Annotated in this window: 26 protein-coding genes, 1 pseudogene and 1 riboswitch; of the genes and pseudogenes, 15 read left to right on the forward strand and 12 right to left on the reverse strand. The window is 33.2% G+C overall.

What is annotated here, in order from left to right; all coding sequences use genetic code 11:
* Window positions 1-48: 48 nt before the first annotated feature.
* The gene (locus NQQ59_RS11945) at window positions 49-2115 is read right to left on the reverse strand and encodes a M3 family metallopeptidase (RefSeq protein ID WP_144215495.1); all 2067 of its coding nucleotides are present in this window, start codon (window positions 2113-2115) and stop codon (window positions 49-51) included.
* A gap of 148 nt (window positions 2116-2263) precedes the next feature.
* Here NQQ59_RS11945 and NQQ59_RS11950 point away from each other — a divergent pair, with 148 nt between their 5' ends.
* The 13 genes from NQQ59_RS11950 to NQQ59_RS12010 all read left to right on the forward strand — a co-directional run bounded on the left by NQQ59_RS11950 (window position 2264) and on the right by NQQ59_RS12010 (window position 12452).
* The gene (locus NQQ59_RS11950) at window positions 2264-2941 is read left to right on the forward strand and encodes a queuosine precursor transporter (RefSeq protein WP_144215496.1); all 678 of its coding nucleotides are present in this window, start codon (window positions 2264-2266) and stop codon (window positions 2939-2941) included.
* Between the two features lie 14 nt (window positions 2942-2955).
* Window positions 2956-3567 carry a hypothetical protein gene (locus tag NQQ59_RS11955; protein WP_144215497.1) on the forward strand — a complete coding sequence of 204 codons (612 nt, stop codon included), beginning with the start codon at window positions 2956-2958 and terminating at the stop codon, window positions 3565-3567.
* Window positions 3568-3713: 146 nt separating this feature from the next.
* Entirely contained in the window at window positions 3714-4151 is a 438-nt protein-coding gene (locus NQQ59_RS11960) for a lipocalin-like domain-containing protein (RefSeq protein WP_144215498.1), read from the forward strand.
* A 72-nt stretch (window positions 4152-4223) separates the two neighbouring features.
* Window positions 4224-4784, forward strand: a complete 561-nt coding sequence (locus NQQ59_RS11965; protein ID WP_144215499.1) for a DNA-3-methyladenine glycosylase I — start codon at window positions 4224-4226, stop codon at window positions 4782-4784.
* A 99-nt stretch (window positions 4785-4883) separates the two neighbouring features.
* Window positions 4884-4981: riboswitch (TPP riboswitch) on the forward strand.
* 66 nt (window positions 4982-5047) lie between these two features.
* Window positions 5048-5254, forward strand: coding sequence for a sulfur carrier protein ThiS (gene thiS / locus NQQ59_RS11970; RefSeq protein WP_144215500.1), 207 nt, complete (start codon window positions 5048-5050; stop codon window positions 5252-5254).
* A 133-nt stretch (window positions 5255-5387) separates the two neighbouring features.
* Window positions 5388-7208: a phosphomethylpyrimidine synthase ThiC gene (gene thiC / locus NQQ59_RS11975; protein ID WP_144215501.1), complete on the forward strand. Its 1821-nt coding sequence runs from the start codon at window positions 5388-5390 to the stop codon at window positions 7206-7208.
* Window positions 7209-7239: 31 nt separating this feature from the next.
* Window positions 7240-7851, forward strand: coding sequence for a thiamine phosphate synthase (locus tag NQQ59_RS11980; protein ID WP_144215502.1), 612 nt, complete (start codon window positions 7240-7242; stop codon window positions 7849-7851).
* On the forward strand, window positions 7809-8549 hold the full coding sequence (locus tag NQQ59_RS11985) for a hydroxymethylpyrimidine/phosphomethylpyrimidine kinase (RefSeq protein ID WP_144215503.1): 741 nt from the start codon (window positions 7809-7811) through the stop codon (window positions 8547-8549). Before NQQ59_RS11980 ends, NQQ59_RS11985 begins: the two co-directional genes overlap by 43 nt.
* Window positions 8542-9180, forward strand: a complete 639-nt coding sequence (locus NQQ59_RS11990) for a thiamine phosphate synthase (RefSeq protein ID WP_144215504.1) — start codon at window positions 8542-8544, stop codon at window positions 9178-9180. Before NQQ59_RS11985 ends, NQQ59_RS11990 begins: the two co-directional genes overlap by 8 nt.
* Window positions 9161-9937 carry a thiazole synthase gene (locus tag NQQ59_RS11995; protein ID WP_144215505.1) on the forward strand — a complete coding sequence of 259 codons (777 nt, stop codon included), beginning with the start codon at window positions 9161-9163 and terminating at the stop codon, window positions 9935-9937. Before NQQ59_RS11990 ends, NQQ59_RS11995 begins: the two co-directional genes overlap by 20 nt.
* 144 nt (window positions 9938-10081) lie before the next feature.
* Window positions 10082-10459, forward strand: a complete 378-nt coding sequence (locus NQQ59_RS12000; RefSeq protein ID WP_144215506.1) for a GxxExxY protein — start codon at window positions 10082-10084, stop codon at window positions 10457-10459.
* Between the two features lie 72 nt (window positions 10460-10531).
* The gene (gene thiH, locus NQQ59_RS12005; protein ID WP_144215507.1) at window positions 10532-11644 is read left to right on the forward strand and encodes a 2-iminoacetate synthase ThiH; all 1113 of its coding nucleotides are present in this window, start codon (window positions 10532-10534) and stop codon (window positions 11642-11644) included.
* 97 nt (window positions 11645-11741) lie between these two features.
* Window positions 11742-12452, forward strand: a complete 711-nt coding sequence (locus NQQ59_RS12010; protein ID WP_144215508.1) for a HesA/MoeB/ThiF family protein — start codon at window positions 11742-11744, stop codon at window positions 12450-12452.
* Here the strand turns inward: NQQ59_RS12010 and NQQ59_RS12015 are convergent.
* The 4 genes from NQQ59_RS12015 to NQQ59_RS12030 all read right to left on the reverse strand — a co-directional run bounded on the left by NQQ59_RS12015 (window position 12449) and on the right by NQQ59_RS12030 (window position 15311).
* Window positions 12449-13243, reverse strand: a complete 795-nt coding sequence (locus NQQ59_RS12015) for an MOSC domain-containing protein (protein ID WP_144215509.1) — start codon at window positions 13241-13243, stop codon at window positions 12449-12451. The genes NQQ59_RS12010 and NQQ59_RS12015 overlap by 4 nt on opposite strands.
* The gene (gene aat, locus NQQ59_RS12020) at window positions 13244-13882 is read right to left on the reverse strand and encodes a leucyl/phenylalanyl-tRNA--protein transferase (RefSeq protein WP_144215510.1); all 639 of its coding nucleotides are present in this window, start codon (window positions 13880-13882) and stop codon (window positions 13244-13246) included.
* A 148-nt stretch (window positions 13883-14030) separates the two neighbouring features.
* On the reverse strand, window positions 14031-14402 hold the full coding sequence (locus NQQ59_RS12025; protein ID WP_144215511.1) for a DUF3127 domain-containing protein: 372 nt from the start codon (window positions 14400-14402) through the stop codon (window positions 14031-14033).
* A 33-nt stretch (window positions 14403-14435) separates the two neighbouring features.
* Window positions 14436-15311 carry a flavin reductase family protein gene (locus NQQ59_RS12030; protein WP_144215512.1) on the reverse strand — a complete coding sequence of 292 codons (876 nt, stop codon included), beginning with the start codon at window positions 15309-15311 and terminating at the stop codon, window positions 14436-14438.
* Window positions 15312-15471: 160 nt separating this feature from the next.
* On the opposite strand from NQQ59_RS12030, the gene NQQ59_RS12035 reads away from it, so the two are divergent.
* The gene (locus tag NQQ59_RS12035) at window positions 15472-16623 is read left to right on the forward strand and encodes a sensor histidine kinase (protein WP_144215513.1); all 1152 of its coding nucleotides are present in this window, start codon (window positions 15472-15474) and stop codon (window positions 16621-16623) included.
* 48 nt (window positions 16624-16671) lie between these two features.
* Here the strand turns inward: NQQ59_RS12035 and NQQ59_RS12040 are convergent, their stop codons facing one another.
* Both NQQ59_RS12040 and greA read right to left on the reverse strand, forming a co-directional pair.
* A complete protein-coding gene (locus tag NQQ59_RS12040; RefSeq protein ID WP_144215514.1) occupies window positions 16672-17061 on the reverse strand; it encodes an HIT family protein in 390 nt (129 codons plus the stop codon).
* 63 nt (window positions 17062-17124) lie between these two features.
* Window positions 17125-17601, reverse strand: a complete 477-nt coding sequence (gene greA / locus NQQ59_RS12045) for a transcription elongation factor GreA (protein ID WP_144215515.1) — start codon at window positions 17599-17601, stop codon at window positions 17125-17127.
* Between the two features lie 156 nt (window positions 17602-17757).
* On the opposite strand from greA, the gene NQQ59_RS12050 reads away from it, so the two are divergent.
* Window positions 17758-18174: a Rieske (2Fe-2S) protein gene (locus tag NQQ59_RS12050; protein ID WP_144215516.1), complete on the forward strand. Its 417-nt coding sequence runs from the start codon at window positions 17758-17760 to the stop codon at window positions 18172-18174.
* A gap of 49 nt (window positions 18175-18223) precedes the next feature.
* On the opposite strand, the gene NQQ59_RS12055 is transcribed toward NQQ59_RS12050, so the two are convergent.
* The 5 genes and pseudogenes from NQQ59_RS12055 to NQQ59_RS12075 form a co-directional block, all read right to left on the reverse strand.
* Window positions 18224-20413 carry a TonB-dependent receptor gene (locus tag NQQ59_RS12055; protein WP_144215517.1) on the reverse strand — a complete coding sequence of 730 codons (2190 nt, stop codon included), beginning with the start codon at window positions 20411-20413 and terminating at the stop codon, window positions 18224-18226.
* A gap of 356 nt (window positions 20414-20769) precedes the next feature.
* A pseudogene (arfB, locus tag NQQ59_RS12060) lies at window positions 20770-21174 on the reverse strand (alternative ribosome rescue aminoacyl-tRNA hydrolase ArfB).
* Between the two features lies 1 nt (window position 21175).
* Window positions 21176-23290 carry a DUF4301 family protein gene (locus NQQ59_RS12065; protein ID WP_144215519.1) on the reverse strand — a complete coding sequence of 705 codons (2115 nt, stop codon included), beginning with the start codon at window positions 23288-23290 and terminating at the stop codon, window positions 21176-21178.
* Window positions 23251-23874 (reverse strand): nicotinamide riboside transporter PnuC, encoded by a 624-nt coding sequence (gene pnuC, locus NQQ59_RS12070; protein ID WP_144215520.1) that lies wholly within the window; start codon window positions 23872-23874, stop codon window positions 23251-23253. Before pnuC ends, NQQ59_RS12065 begins: the two co-directional genes overlap by 40 nt.
* A 31-nt stretch (window positions 23875-23905) precedes the next feature.
* Window positions 23906-24634, reverse strand: a complete 729-nt coding sequence (locus NQQ59_RS12075) for a phosphoglycerol geranylgeranyltransferase (RefSeq protein ID WP_144215521.1) — start codon at window positions 24632-24634, stop codon at window positions 23906-23908.
* Window positions 24635-24723: the final 89 nt, after the last annotated feature.

Raw genomic sequence — 24723 nt, forward strand, 5'->3', positions numbered from 1 at the left:
TCAATATTTAAAAAGCCCGAATAAATATTTATTCGGGCTTTTTTATTTTTACTGTTTTTCTACTGGAAAATTTCTAGCACGCATCAAAGCATCTGATTGTGGCGCATGTCCTCTGAAATTCTCATACATCTCCTCATTATCAATCATATTTCCAACGCTTAAAACTGTTTTGTAAAGACGTTCAGAAACATTTTTATCAAATGGTCCGTTTCCTTCCAGAAAAGCTTCATAAGCATCTGCATTGATCACGTCTGCCCACAAATAACTATAATATCCAGCCGCATATCCATCACTTGAAAATATATGAGCAAATTGAGGAATTCTATGTCGCATCACTATTTCAGACGGCATATTAATTTCACTTAAAACTTTCTTTTCAAATTCATGCGGATCGACTGTTTCAGTTGTTAAATGTAGTTTCATATCAACAAATGAACTTGAAATCGTTTCTACCGTTGCAAAACCTTCATTAAAATTGGCTGCTTTTCCAATTCTTTCTACCAACGATTGAGATAAAGGTTCGTTTGTTTTATAATGAAGTGCGAACTTATTTAAAACCTCAGGCGTTGCCAACCAGTGCTCTAATAATTGCGAAGGAAACTCAACATAATCTCTTGCAACCGAAGTTCCTGAAAGACTCGGATACGTTACATTAGAACACAATCCGTGTAGTGCATGACCAAATTCGTGAAACAAAGTCGTTGCATCATCCCACGAAATCAAAACAGCTTCGTTGCTATTTCCTTTAATAAAATTGCAATTGTTTGAAACAATAGGAAGCAAATTTTCCTTTATTTTCTGTTGATCTCTATGAGAGTTCATCCAGGCTCCCGAACGTTTTCCTACGCGTGCATAAGGATCAAAATACCAAAGACCGATAACTACTCCTGTATTTTTATTATTGACTTCCCAAACGCGCACATCTGGATGATAAACAGGAACATCAAATACTTGTTTAAATCCGAGATCGAATAACTCACCAGCTGTCCAGAACATTCCTTCTCTCAGATTTTCTAACTGTAGATATTGTTTTATTTCATTCTGATCTAAATCGTATTTAGCTTTACGCACTTTTTCGGCGTAATAGCGATAATCCCAAGGTTGAATTTTAAAATTCCCGCCTTCATCATCCACTATTTTCTGCATAGCCGAGACATCATTTTTCACTTTTTCGACTGCTGGCTTCCACACAGAATGCATTAAATCCAAAGTTTTCTGTGGGTCTTTTGCCATTTTGTTCGACAAACTCCATTCTGCAAAATTTTTAAAACCTAATATTTCAGCCTTTTTTGCTCGTAACTGCAAAATGGAAACCAGAGTTGCATTAGTATTATTTGAATTATAATTATCACCTCTTTTTACAAAAATCTCAAATGCTTGTTCTCTTAATTTTCTCTGATCTGAAAAAGTCAAAAAAGGTTCAATTGAAGATCTTGTATTTCCAATACAAGCCAAAACATTAAGCTTTCTTTCTTTTGCTTCTGCAATTGCCGCGTTTTTGAATTCTTCTGGCAATCCTTCTAAATCACTTTCTGAATTCAACTCCAAATATTGATCATTTTCTTCTGCTAATAATTTTTGGCTAAAAAGTGTAAAAAGCCCTGCAAGCTCCTGATTTATATTTGCTACTTCTTTTTTATCTTCCGCACTTAACTCCGCTCCTTCCCTAACAAAATCAGTATAATACAACCAAAGCAGACGCTGTTGTTCTGCTTTTAGCTTTTTACTGTCTTCCGATTTATATAATTTTTCAATCCTAGAAAACAGTTCATCATTTTGGTATAACTTATCACTAATCTCTGCCAATTTTGGAGACATTTCTGTATCTACCACATTAAATTCTGGACTACTTAAATTTGATCGATAAATTCCGTAAACCGCGTGAATTCTGTCTAGTTTTTCTCCTGAAAGCTCTAAAGCGACAATTGTATTTTCAAAAGTTGGAGCTTCTAAATTATTTGCAATAACTTCAATTTCATTCAGTTTTTCCTGAATCGCAAATTCAATTGCAGGTTTAAAATCTGAAATTTTATATTTTGTAAAATCCGGAACACCTCCATAAGGTCCTGACCATTCCTGAAGCAACGGATTTTCTAACTCAATTTGTTTTTTCATAATAACACATTTTTATAAATTCTATCAAAACCTTAAAAGACCATAATGACAGTATTCCAAAATTAACCAATCGAAAGCATATCAACAATTATCTATTTCTATGATTTAAAGAAATAGCTTAAATTTGAAACATCATAACGAAAATAACATGTTTAAAACCCGAAAAGAGATTGTCTTTGTAATTCTTGCAGGAATATTTATTACCAATGCCGTTGTGGCTGAACTTATTGGAGGAAAATTAATCCAGATTGGACCTTTTGTAATGAGTATCGGAATTCTTCCATGGCCCGTTGTTTTTTTAACTACCGATTTAATTAATGAATATTTTGGTGAGAAAGGGGTAAAAAAACTTTCTTTTATCACAGCATGTTTGATTACTTACGCTTTTATCATTCTTTTTATGGCCATAACCATCCCTGCTGCTAAAGGAATAAGTCCCGTTGACGACAATCAGTTTGAAGCTGTTTTTGGACAAAGTATGTGGATTATTGTCGGGAGTATAATTGCCTTTATGGTTTCGCAATTGATTGATGTAAGTGTTTTTTGGTTTTTTAGAAAAAGAACTGGACATAAAAAAATATGGCTCAGAACTACCGGATCGACTGTAATCTCACAACTATTTGATTCGTTTATCGTTCTTGGAATTGCTTTCTGGCTTCCAGGAAAAATCGATTTTGATACTTTTATATCGTCGGGATTAATCGGATATGTTTTCAAACTATCTATCGCAGTTTTACTAACTCCTGCCATTTATTTAGGTCATAATTTAATAAAAAAATATCTAGAAAAAGATAATCTCCAAAACGACGAAGAACATTTACAATAATGAGGAATTACAAAATGTATTTTTTAGCAATCCTTATAAGTTGTCTTGTAAGTTGCTCTAAAAATGCAAAAAAACAAATACTTGAAGTCACCGACAAGATTTCAAATCAAATAGAAACTATTTCAGAAAGCACTGTTGAGACTGTAAAAGAATATAAAAACTCAATTGTAGATAAAATCACAAATGATGATATTCCTGCCGAAAATAAAGACATTGCAAATGACAGTATTGCGGTAGAAAAAATCGAAAATGACAAGTTTTTAGGAATTACCTATTTCAAAAAATTCATATCAGATTGTAAAACTGGAGAAACCATAACACAAAAGGAATTAATTGAAAATCACAACATTCCTGCTGACGGAATAAAACTGATAAAAAGCATTACCAAAACGGCTGAAGATGAAATTGAAATAAAATGGAAATCAACTTGGTTTATTGAACGTATTTCGGATGCTAAATTTACTGATGCCAAAATAAAGTTCAAATTCGAAGCCAATAAAATGTACACTTCCGGACAAGCCATCGGAATTAAATACAAAAAGAAAATCTATACCGATCTCATTATAATTGGAACAAAAGCTTATATACCGAGCGTAAAAGGTTATCATTGGAAAATTGGAAAGTAAAAAGTATTGATTTCTAAAAATAATTTTACAAATACAAATTAATTTTAGAATTAAACAAATAAAGTAAAAACTTACAAAATAAATTTATAAATGTAAGAATTATTGTTATTTTTGCACTTATATAAACAATTAATTTTTAAGTTAAAATGAAAAAACTAGCTATTTTATTTATTTCAGTTGGACTTTTATCATCATGCAGCAGTAATGATAATGATGATAAACCTGCTAACGAAACAGCATCACTTATTGGAAAATGGGAGCTTACAAAACATGGGAACATTTTAAATGGTTCTGAACTTTTTCTACCTATTAATAAAGAAGGAAATTGCAGTTATGACCAAATTGAATTTTTAGAAAATGGTAATTATAAGGAGTTACAGTATGAATATACAAATTCAAAATGTAAAGAATACACCAATGACGGAACATGGTCAAAATCAAATAACATCTTAACAACTAAAGACATCTTAAAGAATGAATTTGGCTATGAAATATTAAGATTAGACGAAACTACATTAAGATTAAAAATTACCAAGGGTAATGATAGTGCAATTTATTTACTACTTGAATACACGAGAAAATAAAATTACAAATCAATTAAATTAAACCTCCGTTCAAAAAAAGAACTGAGGTTTTTTTATATTTGAAAAAAACAAATGGAACCAATAAGATGCAGCTGGTGCTCAGCAAGCGATTTATATAAAAAATATCATGACGAAGAATGGGGCGTTCCTGTTTATGACGACCCAACTTTATTCGAATTTTTAATTCTTGAAACTTTTCAAGCTGGTTTAAGTTGGATTACAATTTTAAATAAAAGAGAGAATTTCAGAGCTGCTTTTGATCATTTCGATTATAAAAAAATGGCTAATTATTCTGAAGATAAAATCGAAGAGTTAATGCAGAATTCCGGAATTATTCGGAACAAGTTAAAAATTAAAGCGGCAGTTTCAAACGCTCAGGCTTTTATGAAAGTTCAGGAAGAATTTGGAACTTTCTCAGATTATATTTGGAAATATACTGACGGAAAACCAATCGTAAACAATTTAAAAAACTCAAAAGATGCTCCGGCTACTACTCCACTTTCTGATGAAATCAGTAAAGATTTGAAGAAAAGAGGTTTTAAATTTGTAGGTTCAACCGTTATTTACGCTCACATGCAAGCCACCGGAATGGTCAATGATCACGTAGAAGATTGCTTTACGCGAAAAAAATAGTTTTCAGTCGCAGTCGCAGATTTCAGCTACTTAAATCCAGTTTAAAACTGAAAACTGCGACTGAGACTGTAAACTTTAAAAATAAAACATTACATTTGCTTCACACTTTAGGGGTGTCTACAAACTTGTAGGCTGAGATTTTACCCTCTGAACCTGATCTAGTTCATACTAGCGTAGGGAAAAGTAAGATGACTTCTGCGCGCATTTTTATGCGCTCTTGTAGCCATTCCTAAGGTGTATCTATACACTAAACTCAACAAGGAATGGAACTAAAAATCAATCAACAAACCAAAAAATTCAATGCTGAATCGCTAAGCGTTCAATCATTGCTCGATCTCGAAATTCCGCAAAAACAAAACGGAATCGCTGTTGCTGTCAACAATAACGTTGTTCCAAAAACCAAATGGAACGAATTCTTCCTACACGAAACTGACGATATTTTGATTATTTCTGCTACCCAAGGGGGATAAAATCCAATATTTAAATTCCAATTTACTAACCATACGTAGACGCACTGCAGTGCGTCTCTACGGAAAAACATTGCGAATAAACACAATCAGAATCAACTTGAAACTTCAAACTTGAAACAAAATCAACAAAAAAATGAAAGAAGAACAAATATCCAGAACCCCGTTTCCGAATTCTAAAAAAGTATATATCGATGGAGAAATTCATCCGATAAAAGTGGCCATGCGCGAAATTGCGTTGAGCGATACCAAACTTTCAAATGGCGGTATTGAGAAAAACCCGCCTGTAACTGTTTACGATACTTCGGGTGCTTATACAGATCCTAATATTAAAATTGATATTAGAAAAGGATTGCCACGCTTACGCGAAAGTTGGATTCTAGATCGAAATGATGTTGAAATTCTAGAAGAAATCACTTCAGATTATGGTCAAAGCCGATTAAAAGATGAAAGCCTAAATCATCTTCGTTTTGAATATTTACATCAGCCAAAACGTGCTAAAAAAGGCGCAAACGTAACGCAGTTGTATTACGCCAAACAAGGAATCATTACTCCTGAAATGGAATATATCGCGATTCGTGAAAACCAACGTATCGAACTTTTAAACGAACAAACTAAAGCCATGCAATGTCAGCACGGCGGAAACAGCTTTGGTGCCAATACTCCAAAAAATAAAATTACTCCAGAATTTGTTCGTTCTGAAGTCGCTTGCGGAAGAGCCATTATTCCAAATAACATCAATCACCCTGAAAGCGAACCAATGATTGTAGGTCGTAATTTCTTGGTAAAAATCAATGCCAATATTGGAAACAGCGCTGTAACTTCAAGTATCGAAGAAGAAGTCGAAAAAGCGGTTTGGGCTTGCCGTTGGGGAGCCGACACGATTATGGATTTATCAACAGGAAAAAATATTCACGAAACCAGAGAATGGATTATTAGAAATTCTCCTGTTCCAATTGGAACCGTTCCGATTTATCAAGCACTGGAAAAAGTAAAAGGAATTGCGGAAGATTTAACTTGGGAGATTTTCCGTGATACTTTAATTGAACAAGCAGAACAAGGTGTTTCGTATTTCACGATTCACGCGGGAGTTTTGCTTCGTTACATTCATTTAACCGCAAATCGTGTTACTGGAATCGTTTCTCGAGGCGGATCGATTATGGCAAAATGGTGTTTGTTTCATCATAAAGAAAACTTCTTGTACACACATTTTGAAGAAATCTGCGAAATCATGAAACAATATGACGTCGCTTTTTCTTTAGGAGATGGTTTACGTCCAGGTTCGATTGCTGATGCGAATGACGCTGCACAATTTGCCGAATTGGAAACTTTAGGCGAATTGACAAAAATTGCGTGGAAACATGATGTTCAAGTTTTTATTGAAGGCCCAGGACACGTTCCGATGCACATGATTAAGGAAAATATGGACAAACAATTAGAACATTGCCACGAAGCTCCGTTTTACACTTTAGGTCCATTAACTACTGATATTGCGCCAGGTTACGATCATATTACTTCTGCAATTGGTGCTGCTATGATTGGCTGGTACGGTTGTGCGATGTTGTGCTATGTAACTCCAAAAGAACACCTTGGTTTACCAAATAAAAAAGACGTTAAAGACGGTGTAATCACGTATAAAATTTCTGCTCATGCTGCTGACTTGGCAAAAGGTCATCCGGGAGCGCAGTATCGTGATAATGCATTAAGCAAAGCCCGTTTCGAATTCCGTTGGGAAGATCAATTTAATTTGGCTTTAGATCCAGATACAGCAAGAGAATTCCATGATGAAACACTTCCTGCCGATGGCGCAAAAGTGGCGCATTTCTGTTCGATGTGCGGACCAAAATTCTGCTCTATGAAAATATCTCAGGAAATTAGAGATGTCGCTGCCGCAGAAAAAGGAATGCAGGAGAAATCAGAGGAATTTATTGAACAAGGGAAAGAGATTTATATTTAAGAGGCAAGAAAATAGAACAAAGAGAAAAGACATGATCGTAATTACAAATCCTTTTTCTGTTGAAGATGAAATTCAAATTCTTCATTCTTTATTGGAGGAAGGATTGTCTTTGCTTCATATTCGGAAACCTGATTTTTCAGAGTTGGAAATGGCGCAGTTTCTTCATCAGGTTAAACTACAATTTCGAGGAAATTTGGTCTTGCATAGTCATCATCATTTAGCAGAAGATTTTGGAATTAACAACTTTCATTTTTCTGAAAAAGAAAGAAAAAGTCTGAATGATTTTCCCACAAGGTTTTCAAAACCTTGTAGGTATAAATTTTCAACATCAACACATTCGATTGAAGATTTTAATTCACTTGAAAATTTTGATTATGCTTTCTTAAGTCCTGTTTATAAAAGTATTTCTAAAGAAAATTATCATCCTAAAATTGATCTTTTTGAAGCAATAAAATCAAGAACAAATCATCAAACAAAAATGATTGCTTTAGGCGGAATTGATTCAAAAAACATTCAAGATGTTTTAGAAAAAGATTTTGACGATGTCACGCTTTTAGGAAGTATTTGGAAGAATGAAAATCCATTAAAACAATTTAAATTATGTCAACAGATCGCCCTTTCGTACTCACAATCGCAGGTTTAGATCCTTCGGGTGGCGCTGGGATTTTGGCTGATATCAAAACATTTGAACAGCACAAAGTGACTGGTTTTGCTATTTCGACAGCGAATACAATTCAGACTGAAAACCAGTTTCACGAAATTCAGTGGACAGATTTGAGTTTTGTGATGCGTTCTATTGAAACGCTACTTTTAAACTATAAAATCAGCGTAGTAAAAATTGGAATTGTATCTTCTTTATACGATTTAGATCGAATTGTTTCGACCATAAAACTGCTTTCTCCTTCAACAAAAATGGTTTGGGATCCAGTTTTGAAATCGACTACAAAATTTGAATTTATGGAAGTTCAAAATTATTTGAGTTTAAACAAAATACTCTCCAAAATTGATTTGATTACGCCTAATTATTACGAAGCCGAAATATTGTTTCCTGATTTTATTTCTAAAGAAAATGAGTTTTCAACGAACATTTTATTGAAAGGCGGACATAATGAAAAGGCTTTAGGAACAGATCGTTTATTTCTAAAAAATGAAGTTTGTGAATTACTTCCGTCAAATCAAAAATGTTTTGAAAAACATGGTTCTGGTTGTGTTCTTTCTTCTGCGATTGCTTCCAATTTGGCTTTGAGTCAAACTTTAGAAATGGCTTGCAAAAACGCTAAAATCTATATCGAAAATTACTTGAGTTCAACATCAACATTAATCGGATATCATTATGTATAGCAAACTTCAATATATCTCGCAGGGCGAAACCATCGAAAAACAATTGTATAATATTCATCACGCGTTAGACGCAGGCTGTAATTGGATACAAATGCGTTTCAAAAACCAAACACAAAAAGATGCTTTTACTTTAGCGGAAGCGATAAAACCTTTATGCGAAAAATACAACGCTAATTTTATCGTAAACGACAATCTGCATCTTACCAAAGAAATTGACGCAGACGGCATTCATTTAGGTTTAACCGATACCAAAATTGACGAAGCAAGGGCTTTTTTAGGCGCATCAAAAGTAATTGGAGGAACTGCCAACACTTTTGAAGATATCGAAAATCATGTTAAAAACGGTTGTGATTATATCGGATTAGGTCCTTTTCGATTTACTGCTACAAAAGAAAAACTAAGTCCGATTTTAGGATTATCAGGCTATTTTGATATTCTTCAAAAACTGAAAAAAAATAAAATAGAAATCCCTGTTTATGCGATTGGAGGTATCACATTGCGAGATGTTAATCCGTTAATGGAAACTGGAATTCATGGAATTGCCGTTTCTGGAATCATCACAGAAAGCGATGAGAAAGAAAATTTGATTCAACAATTAAACGAAAAATTATATGCAAACATCATTGTTTAATATCGGAGATAAAACCTTTAAATCCCGCTTGTTTTTGGGGACTGGAAAATTTGGTTCGAATGAAGAAATGGAGAGTGCCATTTTGGCTTCAGAAAGCGAATTGGTTACAGTTGCCTTAAAACGCATCGATCTAGAAACCGATACCGATGCTATTTTATCGCATTTAAAACACCCAAACATCAATTTATTACCTAATACATCTGGCGCACGAAATGCCAAAGAAGCTGTTTTTGCAGCACAATTAGCCCGTGAAGCTTTAGAAACAAATTGGGTAAAATTAGAAATTCATCCTGACCCAAAATATTTAATGCCGGATCCAATCGAAACTCTAAAAGCAACGGAAGAATTAGCGAAATTGGGTTTTATTGTACTTCCGTACATCCACGCCGATCCTGTTTTGTGCAAACATTTAGAAAGCGCCGGAACTTCTGCTGTAATGCCTTTGGGTTCGCCTATTGGAAGTAACAAAGGCTTAAAAACAATCGATTTCTTAGAGATTATTATTGAACAAAGTACGGTTCCTGTTATCGTCGACGCGGGAATTGGAGCGCCTTCTGACGCTGCAAAAGCAATGGAAATTGGTGCCGATGCTGTTTTGGTCAATACTGCGATTGCAGTTGCTGGAAATCCAAGTTTAATGGCTGAAGCTTTTGCGGCAGCGGTAATCGCAGGAAGAAAGGCTTTTGAGGCTAAAGTTGCGAATCAGCAAAATTATGCTTCGGCTTCTAGTCCTTTGACTTCTTTTCTTTATGAATGATTTTTTTGTTTCACGCAGATTTTTGCTGATTTAAGCTGATTTAATCTGATTTTTCTATTTGATCTCTTTAAATCTGCACAAATTAAAAACAATAAAAAAGAAAGAAAATTCTTTAGTTTTGTGTTTCATCAAAATTAAAGAATCATGACTGAGAATGAAATATCGTATCTGATAAGAGGGGCAATTTTTAAAGTATATAACAATTTAGGACCGGGTTTGTTTGAGTCTGTTTACGAAAGTGTTTTGTATTATGAATTAGAAAAACTGGATTTAAAGGTTCAAAAACAAGTTGAAGTTATAATTCCGTATGAAGAAATAACTTTAGATCCTGCATTTAGGATTGATATTTTAGTTGAAGACAAAGTGATAATAGAGTTAAAATCTGTAGAAGATTTAGCGCCAATTCATTATAAACAATTAGCAACATATTTAAGATTAACAAACAAAAAATTAGGCTTGTTGGTAAATTTCAATACGACAAACATACTTAATGATATTAAAAGAATCGCAAATAAATTCTAATGAAACAGATCAAAAAAATAAATCCTTTTTAATCTGCTTAAATCAGCTGAATCTGCGTGAAACCAAAATAAAATGAAAACATTCAAATCTATTTTTGAGCAATATAATTGGGACGAAATTCAATCCAGAATATACAAAACTACATCAAAAGATGTCGAACGAACTTTGTCTAAAACCAAATACAATCTCGACGATTTTTTGGTTTTGATCACTCCTATTGCTCAAAATTATTTACAACAAATGGCACAAAAATGCCATGAAATCACCAAGAAACGTTTTGGAAAAACCATTCAAATGTATGCACCGCTTTATTTAAGTAATGAATGTCAAAACATTTGTACCTATTGCGGATTTAGTTTAGATAACAAAATCAAAAGAAAAACACTTACTGACGCTGAAATAAAACTCGAAGTCGAAGCCTTAAAAAATACAGGTTTCGATCACGTTTTACTGGTTACTGGTGAAGCGAATTACACCGTAAACATCAATTATTTTCTGAATGCAATAAATCTAATTAAAGAAGATTTTTCTATTATTTCTGTTGAAGTACAACCACTTTCTACAGAAGATTATGAACGTTTGCATAGTGCTGGAGTATATTCGGTTTTGGTTTATCAGGAAACGTATCATCAGGAAGTTTACAAAAAGTACCATACGAAAGGCAAAAAATCCAATTTCGATTATCGTTTGGAAACTCCAGATAGAATAGGAACTGCTGGAATTCACAAAATCGGTTTGGGTGTTTTGTTAGGTTTGGAAGATTGGAGAACGGATAGTTTTTTCAATGCCTTACATTTAGATTATTTGCAGAAGAAATATTGGCAAACTAAATATTCAGTTTCTTTTCCGCGTCTGCGTCCGGCTGAAGGCATTATCGAACCGAATTTCATAATGGATGATAAAGATTTGACACAATTGATTTGCGCTTACCGTTTATGGAATGAAGATTTAGAAATCTCCATTTCTACTCGCGAAAACGAAAAATTCAGAAATAACATTATTCCGATTGGTGTTACGAGTATGAGTGCCGGTTCTAAAACAAATCCTGGTGGTTATGTGGTCGATCCGCAGTCTTTGGAGCAATTCGAAATCAGCGATGAACGTTCGGCTGAAGAAATTTCAAAAATCATAAAAAATGCAGGCTATGAACCAGTTTGGAAAGATTGGGATAAAGCTTTTGTTTAAATTCCAAAATCTAAAATTGCTTCGCCTGTTCGCTATCGCTCGGGTTCAAATTCCAAAATCAATCTAAAATCTAAAATCAGAAATCTAAAATTTAAAAATGAGCATTATACAAGAATTCCTTCGTTACAACAGACAAACCATTCTTCCTGAAATTGGCGACGAAGGTCAGGAAAAACTAAAAAAAGCTAGAGTTTTAGTGATTGGAGCTGGCGGTTTGGGCTGTCCGATTTTACAATATATTGCAACGGCTGGAGTTGGTTTTATCGGAATTATGGATTTTGATACGATTGAAATTCACAATCTTCATCGACAGATTTTATATACTGAAAATGAGATTGGTCAGCAAAAAGCTATTATTGCCAAAGATGTAGTTTCGAAATTAAATCCGTTGATTGAAGCTGTTGCGATTAATAAAAAATTAACGGCTGAAAATACATCTAAAATCATTCAGCAATATGATATTGTCGTAGATGGTTCGGATAATTTTACGACTCGTTATTTAGTGAATGATACTTGTGTTAAGCTACAAAAACCTTTGGTTTATGGAAGTATTTTGAAATTTGAAGGACAAATTGCTGTTTTCAATCATAATGGAAGCAAAAATCTTCGTGATTTATTTCCAGAAATGCCGGATCCAAAAGATGTTCCGAATTGTAATTTGAATGGTGTTTTAGGGACATTGCCTGGAATTATTGGTAATATGATGGCGCACGAAACGCTGAAATTGATTCTCGAATTACCAACTTTAAACAATGAATTAATACTTTTTAATACTTTAAACTGGAACTTTACAAAGCTGAATTTCTAAAAAACGACCTCATCGCCAACACTAATAATTCCCGAATTCAAGCTCACAAGATTAGTTCCGAATAAAACTGAATTGTCTACATTTCTGTATTTACTTAAGGTTTTTAAAGGTTCCTTTTTTACAATTGCTTTCTGCGGATCGTTATTTACCATAATGCATCTTCCGCAGGGTTTTATGTTTTTAAATTGAACATCCCCAATTTTAAAAGTCTTGAAATCATCTTCTTCGTGGGCGTTTTTGGTGCTAACCACAATGTTTGGGCGAAATCTTTTAATGGTGATTTTTTCTTCTAATTTTTCATTTAAAAAATCAAGGCTTTCAGTTCCAATTAATAAATAAGGATAACCATCAGCCAAACTCACATTATAGGTTTCATTTGTTCTGGAACTTTCATGTTTACGCGCTCCAATTTTATTGATTTTTACCAATCTGCATTCGAAACCTAATTTATCACTAAACCATTTTGAAGAATTTTCATTCACTTCGAAAACTTCACTTTTATCATCCCAAACTTGAGATTCTATAGGATTCTCTAAATGTTCATTTATAGAAAATTCATGTATTTCTCCCTCAAAAGTAATTTGAACTTTATCTCCTAAAATCTGCGGATAAAACTGACTCATGATTGGATATTCTCGTTGCGTAACATGAATATTTTCAGCATTAATCAGCATCCATCTTCGGTCGTTTTCAAAACCCATTTCTTCAGCATGAGCACTTTTTAGGCTAATGCCTGCTAAACTTTTTATCGGATAAATATAAATTTCTTCTACACTGTAAACTGTGCTCATTTATTCACTTTTTAAAATAGACATAAATTCTTCCCGATCAATTTCACGGCAGCCTAAACTATCTAAATGCGGATTATAAACTTGACAATCTAATAGTTTATAATTTTCTTTTTCTAAATGTTTTACTAATGATATAAAAGCGACCTTTGAAGCATTTGATACTTTCGAAAACATACTTTCTCCACAGAAAACATGTCCTAAATCTACTCCATACAAACCTCCAACTAACTCGCCCTCTTGCCAAACCTCAACCGATTTTGCAATTCCCTGACGATTAAGCTCACAATACGATTCTACTATATCATCCGAAATCCAAGTTCCATCCTGACCAACACGTTGTATTTTCTGGCAGTTCGAAATCACTTCTTTGAAATTCGTATTAAAGGTAACTGTAAATTCTTTTCTATTTAAAATGTTCCGCATACTTTTAGAAATAACTAATTCATCTAAAAACAGAACCATACGTGGATCCGGTGCCCACCAAAGAATAGGTTCGCCTTCATTAAACCAAGGGAAAATTCCTTTTTTATACGCTAGCTTTAAACGTTCCGGACTCAAATCTCCACCAACAGCCAGAATACCTTCTTCATCGGCTTCTGAAACAGGCGGAAAATATAAATTATCAAATAAGAAATACATTTTTTTAAATATTCAAATGGTTCTAAATTTCAATGTTGAAATTCCAAATTCCAATTAGAAGTATTAATTCAAAAGCAAAATTCCAAATCCCAAATTCACGCGAATGAATTGGAATTTGGAATTTTCAAATTTTGAGATTTACTTTTTATTAGAATGGTAAATCGTCTGGTTCGTCTTCGTTGATGCTTGTTGCAGGAGCAAATGTTTCAGCTGCTGGCATTGCAGGAGCTTGTCCTTGTCCTTCTGCTGCCAATCTTTCGATTCTCCAACCTTGAATACTATTGAAATATCTAGTTTCTCCTTGTGGATTAACCCATTCTCTTCCTCTTAAATTGATAGAAACTTTTACAGCATCTCCTTGTTTATAGCTACTCAATAAATCGCATTTATCTTGCGTAAATTCGATTAAAATATGTTGTGGATACTGTTCCTCAGTAGTAACAACTAACTCTCTTTTTTTGAATGAGGCACTAACTTGCTGCTCTGGGTTAACCACTTTTACTTTTCCTGTAACTTCCATCTTCGTCTATATTAATTATTGTTTCTATTTCTTTTATTTTTTGGCTAAAAGCACTTTCCAAGCCGATTCTACATCGCCTTTATCCAGATATTTTTTGGCTTCTAAGTGTACTTTTTTCTGGTCATCTGAGCTTAAAACTCCTTTGACTGCGAAATTTTCTTTCACAAATATACTAACTTCTTCTATTGTAGGCAAGGCTTCTATATTACCTAATTTCCCTAAATCATTCCCATCAAAAATACCGCTTTCTTTTACAAAATTTGGTACAGCATCTACTCCTATTCCCAGTGTTGTCAAGGGTTTTGCAACTTCAAAAAGTCCTTGGTTGGATCTTGAATACCAGTTATTTCCAAGTCTTGAAACCAAATCTATTTTATGCTGATCGATGGCTCCTTTTTCATCTAAAATAGATTCACTGATGTGAATTTTTACTACTTCACATAAAATTAGATTTCCAGCTCCGCCTTCTGTTCCTAACGGAATAATCTGCGTTACCTTGCATTCAAATTGAACTGGAGACTCTTTAACACGATAAGGTTTTACGATATCTGACGGAATTTGTGTTAAACCAGCTTTTATAAATTCGTTTACACCATCTCCATATTCTGTACTCGCCAAAGAAGTTTGTTGCACAATATCGTAATTCACTACGTTTATGACAACCTCACGAGTTGCTTCGGCGTTAATCAAAGTATGTTTGATTGTATTATCGCGAACACGTCTTGATGGCGAAAAAACCAAAATTGGCGGATTGGCACTAAACACATTAAAGAAACTAAACGGCGATAAATTTGGAATTCCTTTTTCACTAATAGTACTTGCAAAAGCAATTGGTCTAGGTCCGATTGAACTCTGCAAATAACCTTGCAATTGAGCCGTTGGAATCTCTTTTGGATTAATGCTGATCATACTTTTTGATTTAAACAGAATCTTTTTTTTGTACCTGCAAAAGTATCGAAATGGTTTAATTATGAAAAATAGTTTTGCAGATAAAAACAAAAAAACTTTCATCCTCTTCAAAATATAGAATAGGTATATTTCGTTATATTTATACCACAAAAAACTCGATATGTCTTTTTCTGAAAGAACAAATACAACTCGCTGGATTATTATTTCTATCTGCTTTTTAATCATTTCTCTAATTCTTTGGAATACTTATACTTTCTTCCAAATCTTTAAAAATGAGGAACGTTTGAAGATGAAACTTTTTGTGAATGCACAAATTACAATTCTAAATGCGAACGAAAATACCGATGTTGAACTTCCGCTTCAAATCATCAACAACAACACTTCAATTCCGGCAATAGTAATATTGTTTGACAAAGTAGTGAGCGCTACGAATGTTCCGGATGAAATTCTTACTAACAAGAAAAAAAGAAATGCTTATTTAAATAAACTGAGAAACGAAAATGAGCCTATCACTTTTGAATATGCTCCCGGAAAATACCAAACCTTATATTATGGAAATTCCGGATTACTGAATAAGCTTAAATATTACCCGATTGCTTTATTTCTGATTATTGTTTTGTGCATTGCTTTGATTTATAATTTTTACAAAAGCACAAAAATGGCAACCCAAAATAAACTTTGGGCAGGAATGGCAAAAGAAACAGCACATCAAATTGGAACTCCTTTGTCTTCTTTGATTGGATGGGTTGAAATATTGAAAACCGAAGATATAGATCCTTCTATTAGTCTTGAAATCGAAAAAGATATTGAGCGCCTGCAAACCATTACGGATCGTTTTTCTAAAATTGGTTCGGTACCTGTCTTGGAACCTCTGAACATTATTGAAGAAACCAAAAATTCTTATGAATATCTGCAATCTCGCTTTTCTAAACAAATTGCATTTTCATTTAGTGCACCGAAAGAACCTATCTATGCTATGATAAATCCGACGCTACATAGTTGGACGATCGAAAATTTAGTCAAAAATGCTATTGATGCCATGAAAGGAAGAGGAAGTCTTGATCTTCAAATTGAACAAGATGCTTTTAATATCAAAATCAATATTAAAGATTCCGGAACGGGAATTTTGAAAAAACAGTTTAAAACCATTTTCGAACCTGGCTTTACAACCAAAAAACGTGGCTGGGGACTTGGACTTTCTTTAACCAAAAGAATTGTTGAAGAATATCACAACGGACATATTAAGGTTTTACATTCTGAAATTGGTAAGGGAACTACTTTTCAGATTTCATTAAATAAAAAAGTGCAGTAAAATTATTTACTGCACTTTCTTTTTTAAAGAATCGAAATTGAAATCTACTTACAAATTCGATTGAATATCTTTTGCTAAAGCTTCAAATTTTTCTTTAGAAAGCGAAACTTTGTTGATGAAACGCATTTCATCCATTTCGTTTAACGGAATCAAATGTACGTGTGCATGAGGCACTTCAAGTCCAACAACTGCAATTCCAACCCTTTTGCAAGGAACTGTTTTTTCTAAGGCTGCGGCAACTTTTTTAGAAAACTTCATTAAGCCTAAATACAACTCTTCATCCATATCAAAAATCTTATCGATCTCTTGTTTTGGAATACAAAGTGTATGTCCTTTTGCATTTGGATTTACATCTAAAAAAGCCAAATAATTATCGTCTTCGGCAATTTTATAAGCTGGAATTTCTCCGTTTACTATTTTAGTGAATATTGAACTCATAGTTTATTCGTTTATTTGGTTAATCGTTTAATCGAATTAATGATCAAACGGTTAAACTAAAATTTAGTCTCTCGAGATTTCAAGAATTTCGAATTTCAAAGTACCGTTCGGCACAGTAATTTCTGCCACTTCACCAACAGATTTTCCTAACAGTCCTTTACCAATTGGAGAAGTTACCGAAATCTTTCCTGTTTTTAAATCAGCTTCGCTTTCAGCAACAAGAGTGTATTTCATTTCCATTCCGTTACTTTGGTTTTTGATTTTTACATTTGATAAAACCAAAACTTTAGAAACGTCTAATTGAGACTCATCAATTAATCTTGCATTTGCATATACTTCTTCAAGTTTAGAAATTCTCATTTCTAATAAACCTTGCGCTTCTTTAGCTGCATCATATTCCGCATTTTCAGACAAATCACCTTTATCTCTCGCGTCTGCAATATCTTGAGATGCCTTTGGACGCATTACACTTTTTAAGTGCTCCAATTCATCTTTTAATTTTTTTAGTCCTTCTGCTGTATAATAGGATACTTTACTCATAACTTCATCGTTTATATAAATACAAAAAATCCCATCGCGACGGGATTTTCTTACCACAAATATACTATAATTTTTAATAGTACATAATTATATGTTAATCATATAGATTTCAAATCTAAATAAATTATTTTTGTTTCACTAATTCTTATTCAAATAATGAAAAAAATCTGGTTCTTTATCGCACTTTCCGCTATTTTATTCTCTTGTAGCGACAATAACAGAAGCAACAACAATCCCTATATACCTAATTATTCTGTAAACGCCTATCTGGATTACAATCTTCCGACTTATAATAATTTACGATATGTAAGTAATCCTGTTTTTGTAGCCAATTATGGGGCTAAGGGAATTATTGTGATGAAAACCGGAGAAGGAACTTATACTGCTTTTGATGCAGCTTGTCCAAATCAGGCGCTTACATCTTGTACTGCTATGACAATCGACGGAATTATGGCTGTTTGTTCTTGTGATAAATCTAAATACAATTTATATACAGGGCTTGGAGATAAAGAATACCCGATGAAACAATATCGTGTAGAATTTTCAGGAACTGTAGTTCATGTATATAATTAAAAAAAAATCCTGAAAACCATTTTCAGGATTTTTTTTGGTCTCAACTTAATTAAAACTTCAACGTCAAACCAGCTAAGAAATTAATTCCTGCTTGTGGATAATAGTAAGGATAAATATCCCACATGGCTCCGTTTGAAACATATTTTTTATCTAAAATATTATTAACCATTCCGGTAATGGTAATTGATTTGAAAATAGAACTTGGTTTTATTTCGTAAGAAACGTTCAAATCATTTACAAAATAATCTGCCAATTTAGCTGCTGGCAATTCGATATTATTCATGTATTGTTCTCCTACATATTTTTGCAGTAATGAAACATATAATCTTTCTATAGGTTTGTACACAATAACGTTTCCTGCAATTACTTCCGGAGAATAAGCAATTTTAGTTGTTCCGTAAAATTCACCATCAACTGCTAGATCTACGTTTTTGTTGCTGCTTAAAGTGAAGTTTGGTCTTAATGTAAATTTCTCTGAAAGTGCAATTGTTGCATCAACTTCAAAACCTAAACGGTAACTTTTTTCAGTATTGGCACGAATTGGCGCTCCAACATCATCCAATCTTCCTGTCAAGATCAATTGGTCTTTATACCCCATATAATACAGATTAGAATTTAATTGAAACTTCTCTGAATTGAATCTCCAGCCTAATTCAAAATCATTTAGTTTCTCTGGTTTTACATTTCCACCTTCGTAATCTGTTCTGTTAGGTTCACGATTGGCGCGTGCGTAAGAGAAATAAAGTGTATTTTTTGAGTTAATTTCAAAATTTAATCCTGCTTTTGGATTAAAGAAATGGAATGTGTCATTTACCACCCCTGTTTCGGCACTATTGGCTTTATAATGTACATTTCTATATTGCAAATCTCCATAGAAACTTAACTTTTCTGTAAACTGATAATTGGCTTTAGCGAAGATATTTCCATCGGTTTTTGAAGAATAATCATCATAGTAATGATCCCCTAATTCTGAAGTTCCTGCATTTCTAGCCCAAATGACTTTTCCGTAATGATCTCCTTCATATTTATTCCAAGCTCCACCAACAATAACATTCAGTTTTTCTGTTACATATTTTGCAGAAAAAGTAGTTCCGTAAAAATCGTTATCCAACCATTTTTGACGAATTAAATCTGTTCCTGGAACCAATTCCCCCAAATCATTCTCCACCATTTTTGTTGATCCAATTGCTCCATATCCTTCAATCGGCTCATCTTCTTTATAATTTTCGAAATATCCTTTTCCTTTCGTATAATGAAAAGCTAGGTTTGTACTCCATTTATTAGAGATGGATTCGCTCCAGTGTAATTGATAATGATCTTGATTGTAGTTATCTGTTTCGTTATCATAATAACGAGTATTTCCAGCTTCATCAGTGTATTCTCCAGCCGAATTATATCTGCGGTCTGTGTTTAATTTGTCTGCATCAATTCCGTTCCAAGCCTGATATGTTTTTTGTGTTCCTCCAAAAACCAGCGCTTTGATTAAAGTAGTTTTTCCAACATAAGTTCCTTGAAGAAAATACGATTTCAGATTAGAACTTGCACGATCTACATAACCATCCGATTTAACTGTAGACAAACGTCCTGCCAATTCAAAATGATCGTTTAGTAAACCTGTACTAAATTTCACGGTATTTTTATTAGAATTGAAACTTCCGAAAGAGCTTGAAATTTCGCCCGTTGCTTTAGAAGCATAACTGTCTGTCAGCATGTTTAAACTTGCACCAAAAGCTCCAGAACCGTTTGTAGAAGTTCCAACTCCGCGTTGCAATTGTAAGCTTTCTACAGAAGAAGCAAAATCGGGCATGTTGACCCAAAAAGTTCCCTGACTTTCAGCATCGTTGTACGGAATTCCGTTGATAGTAACGTTTACACGAGTTGCATCGCTTCCGCGGACTCTGATTCCGGTGTAACCTATTCCGCCTCCTGCATCTGAAGTTGTTACAACAGATGGCAAGTAGTTCATTAAAACTGGGATGTCTTGACCAAGGTTTCTGTATTTAATCTCTTTTTTATCCATATTACTAAACGTGACAGGCGTTTTTGTAGTTACACGAATTGCAGAAACTAAAACCTCATCCAGAGAATTCACTTTTGTAGAATCTTGCTTTTGCGCAAAAGAAAATAGAGTAAAGAAGAAAGTAGAAAGAAATAAAATAGATGTCTTTTGGGTCAGCTTTGAACCTTTGTACCTTTGTACCTTTGTACCTTTAGAAGTACCTTTAAAAATAGTTTTCATTCGTAAAAAATTACGAATAAAAGGGGGAATTATTCTTTTGTTAAATTAATAAATGTGTTTCACGACAAAATAAAGTGTGCACGCTCGATAGTGTCGTTTTTTCCCTTAGCAACATTACTCGCTCAGGTTCTTTGGGTATGATCTCAGCTCGTTATTTAGAGCACCCCTTTGAGACAGTGCAAAGGTAATGTTAAAATATTTAAAACTCCAAAAAAGAAATTTCTTTTAAAATTCCAATTTGTGAAATTCCAAAAAACGCTCAAAATACTTTTCTTAAACTCCAAAAAAGAAATTCCAAATCCCAAAACAAGCCTTTATCGAATTGCTGTTGGTATTTGGAATTTCTTTTTTGGTATTTAATCCAGATTAGGTTTCCTTCTTGATTGTTTCAAATCAGAAACATTCTTTTTATCCTTGATTCTCTTTTTTATAACCGATTTCGGAACTTTTGTAGCTTTCCTTATTTTCGGAACAAACAATCCTTTTTTGATAATTTCTAAAAATCGTTTGGTAACAATATCTTTGTTTTTAAGCTGACTTCTGTCTTCATCACAATTTAAGATCAGTATGTTTTCAGAAGTTAATCTTGCTGAAATATTTTCTATTAAAAGACTTTTTTCCTCATCAGACAAAGCTTGAGAAGTATTCAAATCAAAGTTCAGAACAACTTTTGACGAAACTTTGTTCACGTTTTGTCCACCTTAACCACTACTACGGACGGCTTTAAAATTTAATTCTGATATGATTTTTTCTATATCCATTTTATTGTGGCTGATGTGCTGCTTTCAACAAATCATTTACTGTTTTTACCGGATTAAAAGTAATTAACGGAACCGCCACAAAAACAGTGAGCCAATTTGCCATTGAACCATTCCATAATCCAGGAAGTTCGTAATTTTTTACTGCTTTTCCATCAACGCTTTTTTCAACAATAAATCCCGTTTTATGATCCACAAATTGCAATAAATCAAACTTTTCGTTTCTGTAGTTTTTTATACTGCAAACCAAATCTACCGGATTAAAATGTGTTGCCTCTGCTAAAATTTTCTTTTGCTTTTTATTTTCCAAATCAACTTGAGATGTTTCTACAATTTGAAGTGATTTTACACCTTTTTTGTTCATAATCCAAAAAGGTCCGCCACCCGGTTCTCCTTCATTTTTAACCATTCCGCAAACACGAATTGGTCTATTGAGAAGTTCTTGCAACTTACTTATTTTATTCTCAAAAGTAAATTTATTGAAATCACTCGTCATTTCAACATTAAATTCCTTTTGCAAAAAATTGACAATCTCTGCAATTTTATCTTCTTCTATTCCCTCTTTGTCTATTAATTTTAAATACTTAAAAACCTTTTGTTGTGTTTCTATTAAAACACCAGCCAAACCTTTTTTATACAATGTAATTTGATCAATATGATTTTGAATTACATTATCTATATTTTTAATAAAAATAAGGTCTGAATCAAGATCATTTAGGTTTTCGATTAGAGCTCCATGTCCTCCTGGTCTAAAAATCAAACCTCCGTTTTTATCTTTTACCAGTTTATTATCTGCATCGATTGTGATAGAATCTGTACTTTTACTTTGATAGGAATATCCAATATTAATAGTAATTCCTGAAGGTTTTTCAATTTTCTCCTTTACATCCAAAACTGCTTTTTCAAACAAATCCTGATGTATTTCGGAAACTGTAAAATGTAAATTAGAAACATTTTTTGATGATGCATAATGTACACATTCATTCAAATGCTCTTCAATCGGATTTGCAATATGTGTTTTATATAAATGAAAAGGTAAAACCGCTTTTGGTTTATTTGCTGAATTAAAATGATCTGGAGACAATAATAGTTTTATAAAATAATAGTTTTTATAATCTCTCTCCAAAGTCTCAAAATCAGGATAAATTTCTCTTAGTTTTTGATCTACAGTTTCAAAAAAAGGAAACTTCTCCATTCCAACAATGAAAATGGCCAGTTCTTTGTCATTTTTCCTGTTGATATAAGCATTTATGGTTTCTTTTTTAATGTCAAAATCATTTAAAAAAGCACTCAAAAATTTATACATTCTTGTCGCTGCACCTGATGCAGGAACAAACTTCTTGATTTTAAACTGATCCTTTTGTTCATCAAAAAACAAAGCCTTTTGTTGAAATTCTTCTTCTGACAAACTTAAAATTCCATCATTAATAGTTGCCGGACGGATCAGGTTACTTTTTGAAATTCCTTTTTTGAAATTTTTCAATTGTTTTAAAATCGTTTCAAAAGAAATTCCTCTATTGTATATCTGAACAAAATCATCAGATGAAAAATTATTCTCTTTTGCCAATGCCAAATCTTCGATTATAGAAACTGCTTTTTTCAAACGACATTCTTTATCTCCTGAAAGTGTTATGAAAGGCTTTTTAGTATCAATCAAAGTTTGTTTGAAAACAGAAAATACAGTTTCTCTTCCTTCTGGAGTATCTCTAATATCATCTTTTTCCCAAGGCACATCAATATCTGTCAGAAAGAACAGATCGTATTCATGCTTCAAAGCGGCTTCATTTAAAAGCGGATCACAAAAACCATAATACATTTCAGAGAAAACTTTGGTTACCATCAAATTGGTATCACAAAACAAGTATTTATTTGCTTTTGCTAATTTTTCATTCTCTAATGCAGTTTGTCCGTAAGCAATTGGCATCATATCATCTGCAACACAGATATGCTTATTTTCTTCCCATTTCTCTTGCAAATAGTCGCGTGCAAACTCTGGAACCCATTCGGTTTTGTAGTAATCTGCAAGTTGTTTTGCTAAGGTTGTTTTCCCTGTGCTTTCAGGACCAAACAAAGCAATTTTTAGGATAGCTGTTTTTTGCTGTCTAAGATCTTTCTCCATTCTAAATAAGCTGAAATAGCCAAAATTGTAAAAATTATATACTGAAGTGACAACATCCCTAAACCACGATAAGCATAGAGAGGCACAACAATAATATCACCAATAATCCAAAGTGTCCAGTTTTCTATTTTTTTTCTGGCCATGTACCACATTCCTGCGAAAAATATTCCCGACGAAACCATATCGACATAATTGTCTGGATGAATTTCGTAATCAAAATATTTATAAATGCCGAAAACTACAAAAACGGTTACAATAAACAGTAAGATTCCAATTATTTTTTCATTAAAAGTTGTACGAGTAATTGGAAGATTGTCTTCAGTCGTTCCTCCTTTTCCCCAAACATACCAACCATAGATACTCATAATTGAGAAATATCCATTAATAATCATATCTCCAATATAGCCTGCAATATAAAGCAAATACACTGAAATTACGGTTGCCACTAATCCTGTAGGATATACCCAAATATTCTCTTTTTTCGCAAACCAAACACTTAAAATTCCACAGACAAAAACTAAAAACTCCAAAGCAATATGCCATAACGGAGCATTTTTATAACTATCAAGAAAAAAGTCAATCATTTTATGGTATTTAAAGGCGGTTAAAATTTATTTATGAATCGAAGAAATGGCTATTATTTTCAAAAGCAGTACCAATTACAACCAAATCTGCACCGGCATTGTGCGCTCTTTTAATTCCCTGTAAATCTACAATTCCCCCACCAACAATAACAGGAATATCTATATTTTGAGCCACTAATTCAATCATTTCTAACGGAACAGGATGTTTTGCTCCGCTTCCAGCTTCTAGATAAATCAATTGGTTTCCTAACATTTCTCCTGCTTGGGCGGTTGCCAGAACCAAATCAAAATTCTCACGACTTAAAGGTTTGGTTTTACTTACTCGTGCAACAGCTGTTTCATTACCACTTTCGATCAGAATATAACCTGTAGAAATAACTTCTAGATTTGTCTTTTTTAGAATTGGAGCTGCCTGAACCTGATATTCTATTAAATAATCCGGATTTCTACCAGACAATAACGACAAAAATAAAATACCATCTGCTTTTGGAGAAATCTGTGAAGGATCACCAGGAAACAAAATAACAGGTAAATTTGTTTTTTGTTTTAATTCGGCAATCAATTCTTCTAATATATTGTTTTGCACAATGCTTCCACCAACAAAAATATGAGTAGCTGGCGACTCATTAATTTTTTCAATTAAATGCGCCAAATTTTCCAGTAGAATTTTATCCGGATCCAAAAGCACTGCAAGCAACTTCTGTCCGTTGCTTTTAGCTTCTAAAATCTGTTGTCGAATGGTTACTAATTGTTCTTGCATCGTGGGTGTAAAAGTAAAAGTTTTTTAGTGCAGAAGAACTATCACGAATGAATTATATTTGTAAACTCTCTGTTAACAATAAAAGAAAC

It is taken from the genome of Flavobacterium panacis, from assembly GCF_024649945.1.
In the GTDB taxonomy this organism is placed as follows: Bacteria; Bacteroidota; Bacteroidia; order Flavobacteriales; family Flavobacteriaceae; genus Flavobacterium; species Flavobacterium panacis.

What these genes read in the sequence shown, in the direction of transcription:
- NQQ59_RS11990 (WP_144215504.1), top strand. Translation starts at nt 8,542, where the DNA reads ATGTATAGCAAACTTCAATATATCTCGCAGGGCGAAACCATCGAAAAA.
- NQQ59_RS12030 (WP_144215512.1), bottom strand. Translation starts at nt 15,311, where the DNA reads ATGATCAGCATTAATCCAAAAGAGATTCCAACGGCTCAATTGCAAGGT.
- NQQ59_RS11945 (WP_144215495.1), bottom strand. Translation starts at nt 2,115, where the DNA reads ATGAAAAAACAAATTGAGTTAGAAAATCCGTTGCTTCAGGAATGGTCA.
- NQQ59_RS12010 (WP_144215508.1), top strand. Translation starts at nt 11,742, where the DNA reads ATGAGCATTATACAAGAATTCCTTCGTTACAACAGACAAACCATTCTT.
- greA (WP_144215515.1), bottom strand. Translation starts at nt 17,601, where the DNA reads ATGAGTAAAGTATCCTATTATACAGCAGAAGGACTAAAAAAATTAAAA.
- thiH (WP_144215507.1), top strand. Translation starts at nt 10,532, where the DNA reads ATGAAAACATTCAAATCTATTTTTGAGCAATATAATTGGGACGAAATT.
- NQQ59_RS12050 (WP_144215516.1), top strand. Translation starts at nt 17,758, where the DNA reads ATGAAAAAAATCTGGTTCTTTATCGCACTTTCCGCTATTTTATTCTCT.
- NQQ59_RS12035 (WP_144215513.1), top strand. Translation starts at nt 15,472, where the DNA reads ATGTCTTTTTCTGAAAGAACAAATACAACTCGCTGGATTATTATTTCT.
- NQQ59_RS12055 (WP_144215517.1), bottom strand. Translation starts at nt 20,413, where the DNA reads ATGAAAACTATTTTTAAAGGTACTTCTAAAGGTACAAAGGTACAAAGG.
- pnuC (WP_144215520.1), bottom strand. Translation starts at nt 23,874, where the DNA reads ATGATTGACTTTTTTCTTGATAGTTATAAAAATGCTCCGTTATGGCAT.
- NQQ59_RS11960 (WP_144215498.1), top strand. Translation starts at nt 3,714, where the DNA reads ATGAAAAAACTAGCTATTTTATTTATTTCAGTTGGACTTTTATCATCA.
- NQQ59_RS12000 (WP_144215506.1), top strand. Translation starts at nt 10,082, where the DNA reads ATGACTGAGAATGAAATATCGTATCTGATAAGAGGGGCAATTTTTAAA.
- NQQ59_RS12075 (WP_144215521.1), bottom strand. Translation starts at nt 24,634, where the DNA reads ATGCAAGAACAATTAGTAACCATTCGACAACAGATTTTAGAAGCTAAA.
- thiC (WP_144215501.1), top strand. Translation starts at nt 5,388, where the DNA reads ATGAAAGAAGAACAAATATCCAGAACCCCGTTTCCGAATTCTAAAAAA.
- NQQ59_RS11950 (WP_144215496.1), top strand. Translation starts at nt 2,264, where the DNA reads ATGTTTAAAACCCGAAAAGAGATTGTCTTTGTAATTCTTGCAGGAATA.
- NQQ59_RS11980 (WP_144215502.1), top strand. Translation starts at nt 7,240, where the DNA reads ATGATCGTAATTACAAATCCTTTTTCTGTTGAAGATGAAATTCAAATT.
- NQQ59_RS12015 (WP_144215509.1), bottom strand. Translation starts at nt 13,243, where the DNA reads ATGAGCACAGTTTACAGTGTAGAAGAAATTTATATTTATCCGATAAAA.
- NQQ59_RS12025 (WP_144215511.1), bottom strand. Translation starts at nt 14,402, where the DNA reads ATGGAAGTTACAGGAAAAGTAAAAGTGGTTAACCCAGAGCAGCAAGTT.
- NQQ59_RS11995 (WP_144215505.1), top strand. Translation starts at nt 9,161, where the DNA reads ATGCAAACATCATTGTTTAATATCGGAGATAAAACCTTTAAATCCCGC.
- thiS (WP_144215500.1), top strand. Translation starts at nt 5,048, where the DNA reads ATGGAACTAAAAATCAATCAACAAACCAAAAAATTCAATGCTGAATCG.
- NQQ59_RS11965 (WP_144215499.1), top strand. Translation starts at nt 4,224, where the DNA reads ATGGAACCAATAAGATGCAGCTGGTGCTCAGCAAGCGATTTATATAAA.
- aat (WP_144215510.1), bottom strand. Translation starts at nt 13,882, where the DNA reads ATGTATTTCTTATTTGATAATTTATATTTTCCGCCTGTTTCAGAAGCC.
- NQQ59_RS11985 (WP_144215503.1), top strand. Translation starts at nt 7,809, where the DNA reads ATGTCAACAGATCGCCCTTTCGTACTCACAATCGCAGGTTTAGATCCT.
- NQQ59_RS11955 (WP_144215497.1), top strand. Translation starts at nt 2,956, where the DNA reads ATGTATTTTTTAGCAATCCTTATAAGTTGTCTTGTAAGTTGCTCTAAA.
- NQQ59_RS12065 (WP_144215519.1), bottom strand. Translation starts at nt 23,290, where the DNA reads ATGGAGAAAGATCTTAGACAGCAAAAAACAGCTATCCTAAAAATTGCT.
- NQQ59_RS12040 (WP_144215514.1), bottom strand. Translation starts at nt 17,061, where the DNA reads ATGAGTTCAATATTCACTAAAATAGTAAACGGAGAAATTCCAGCTTAT.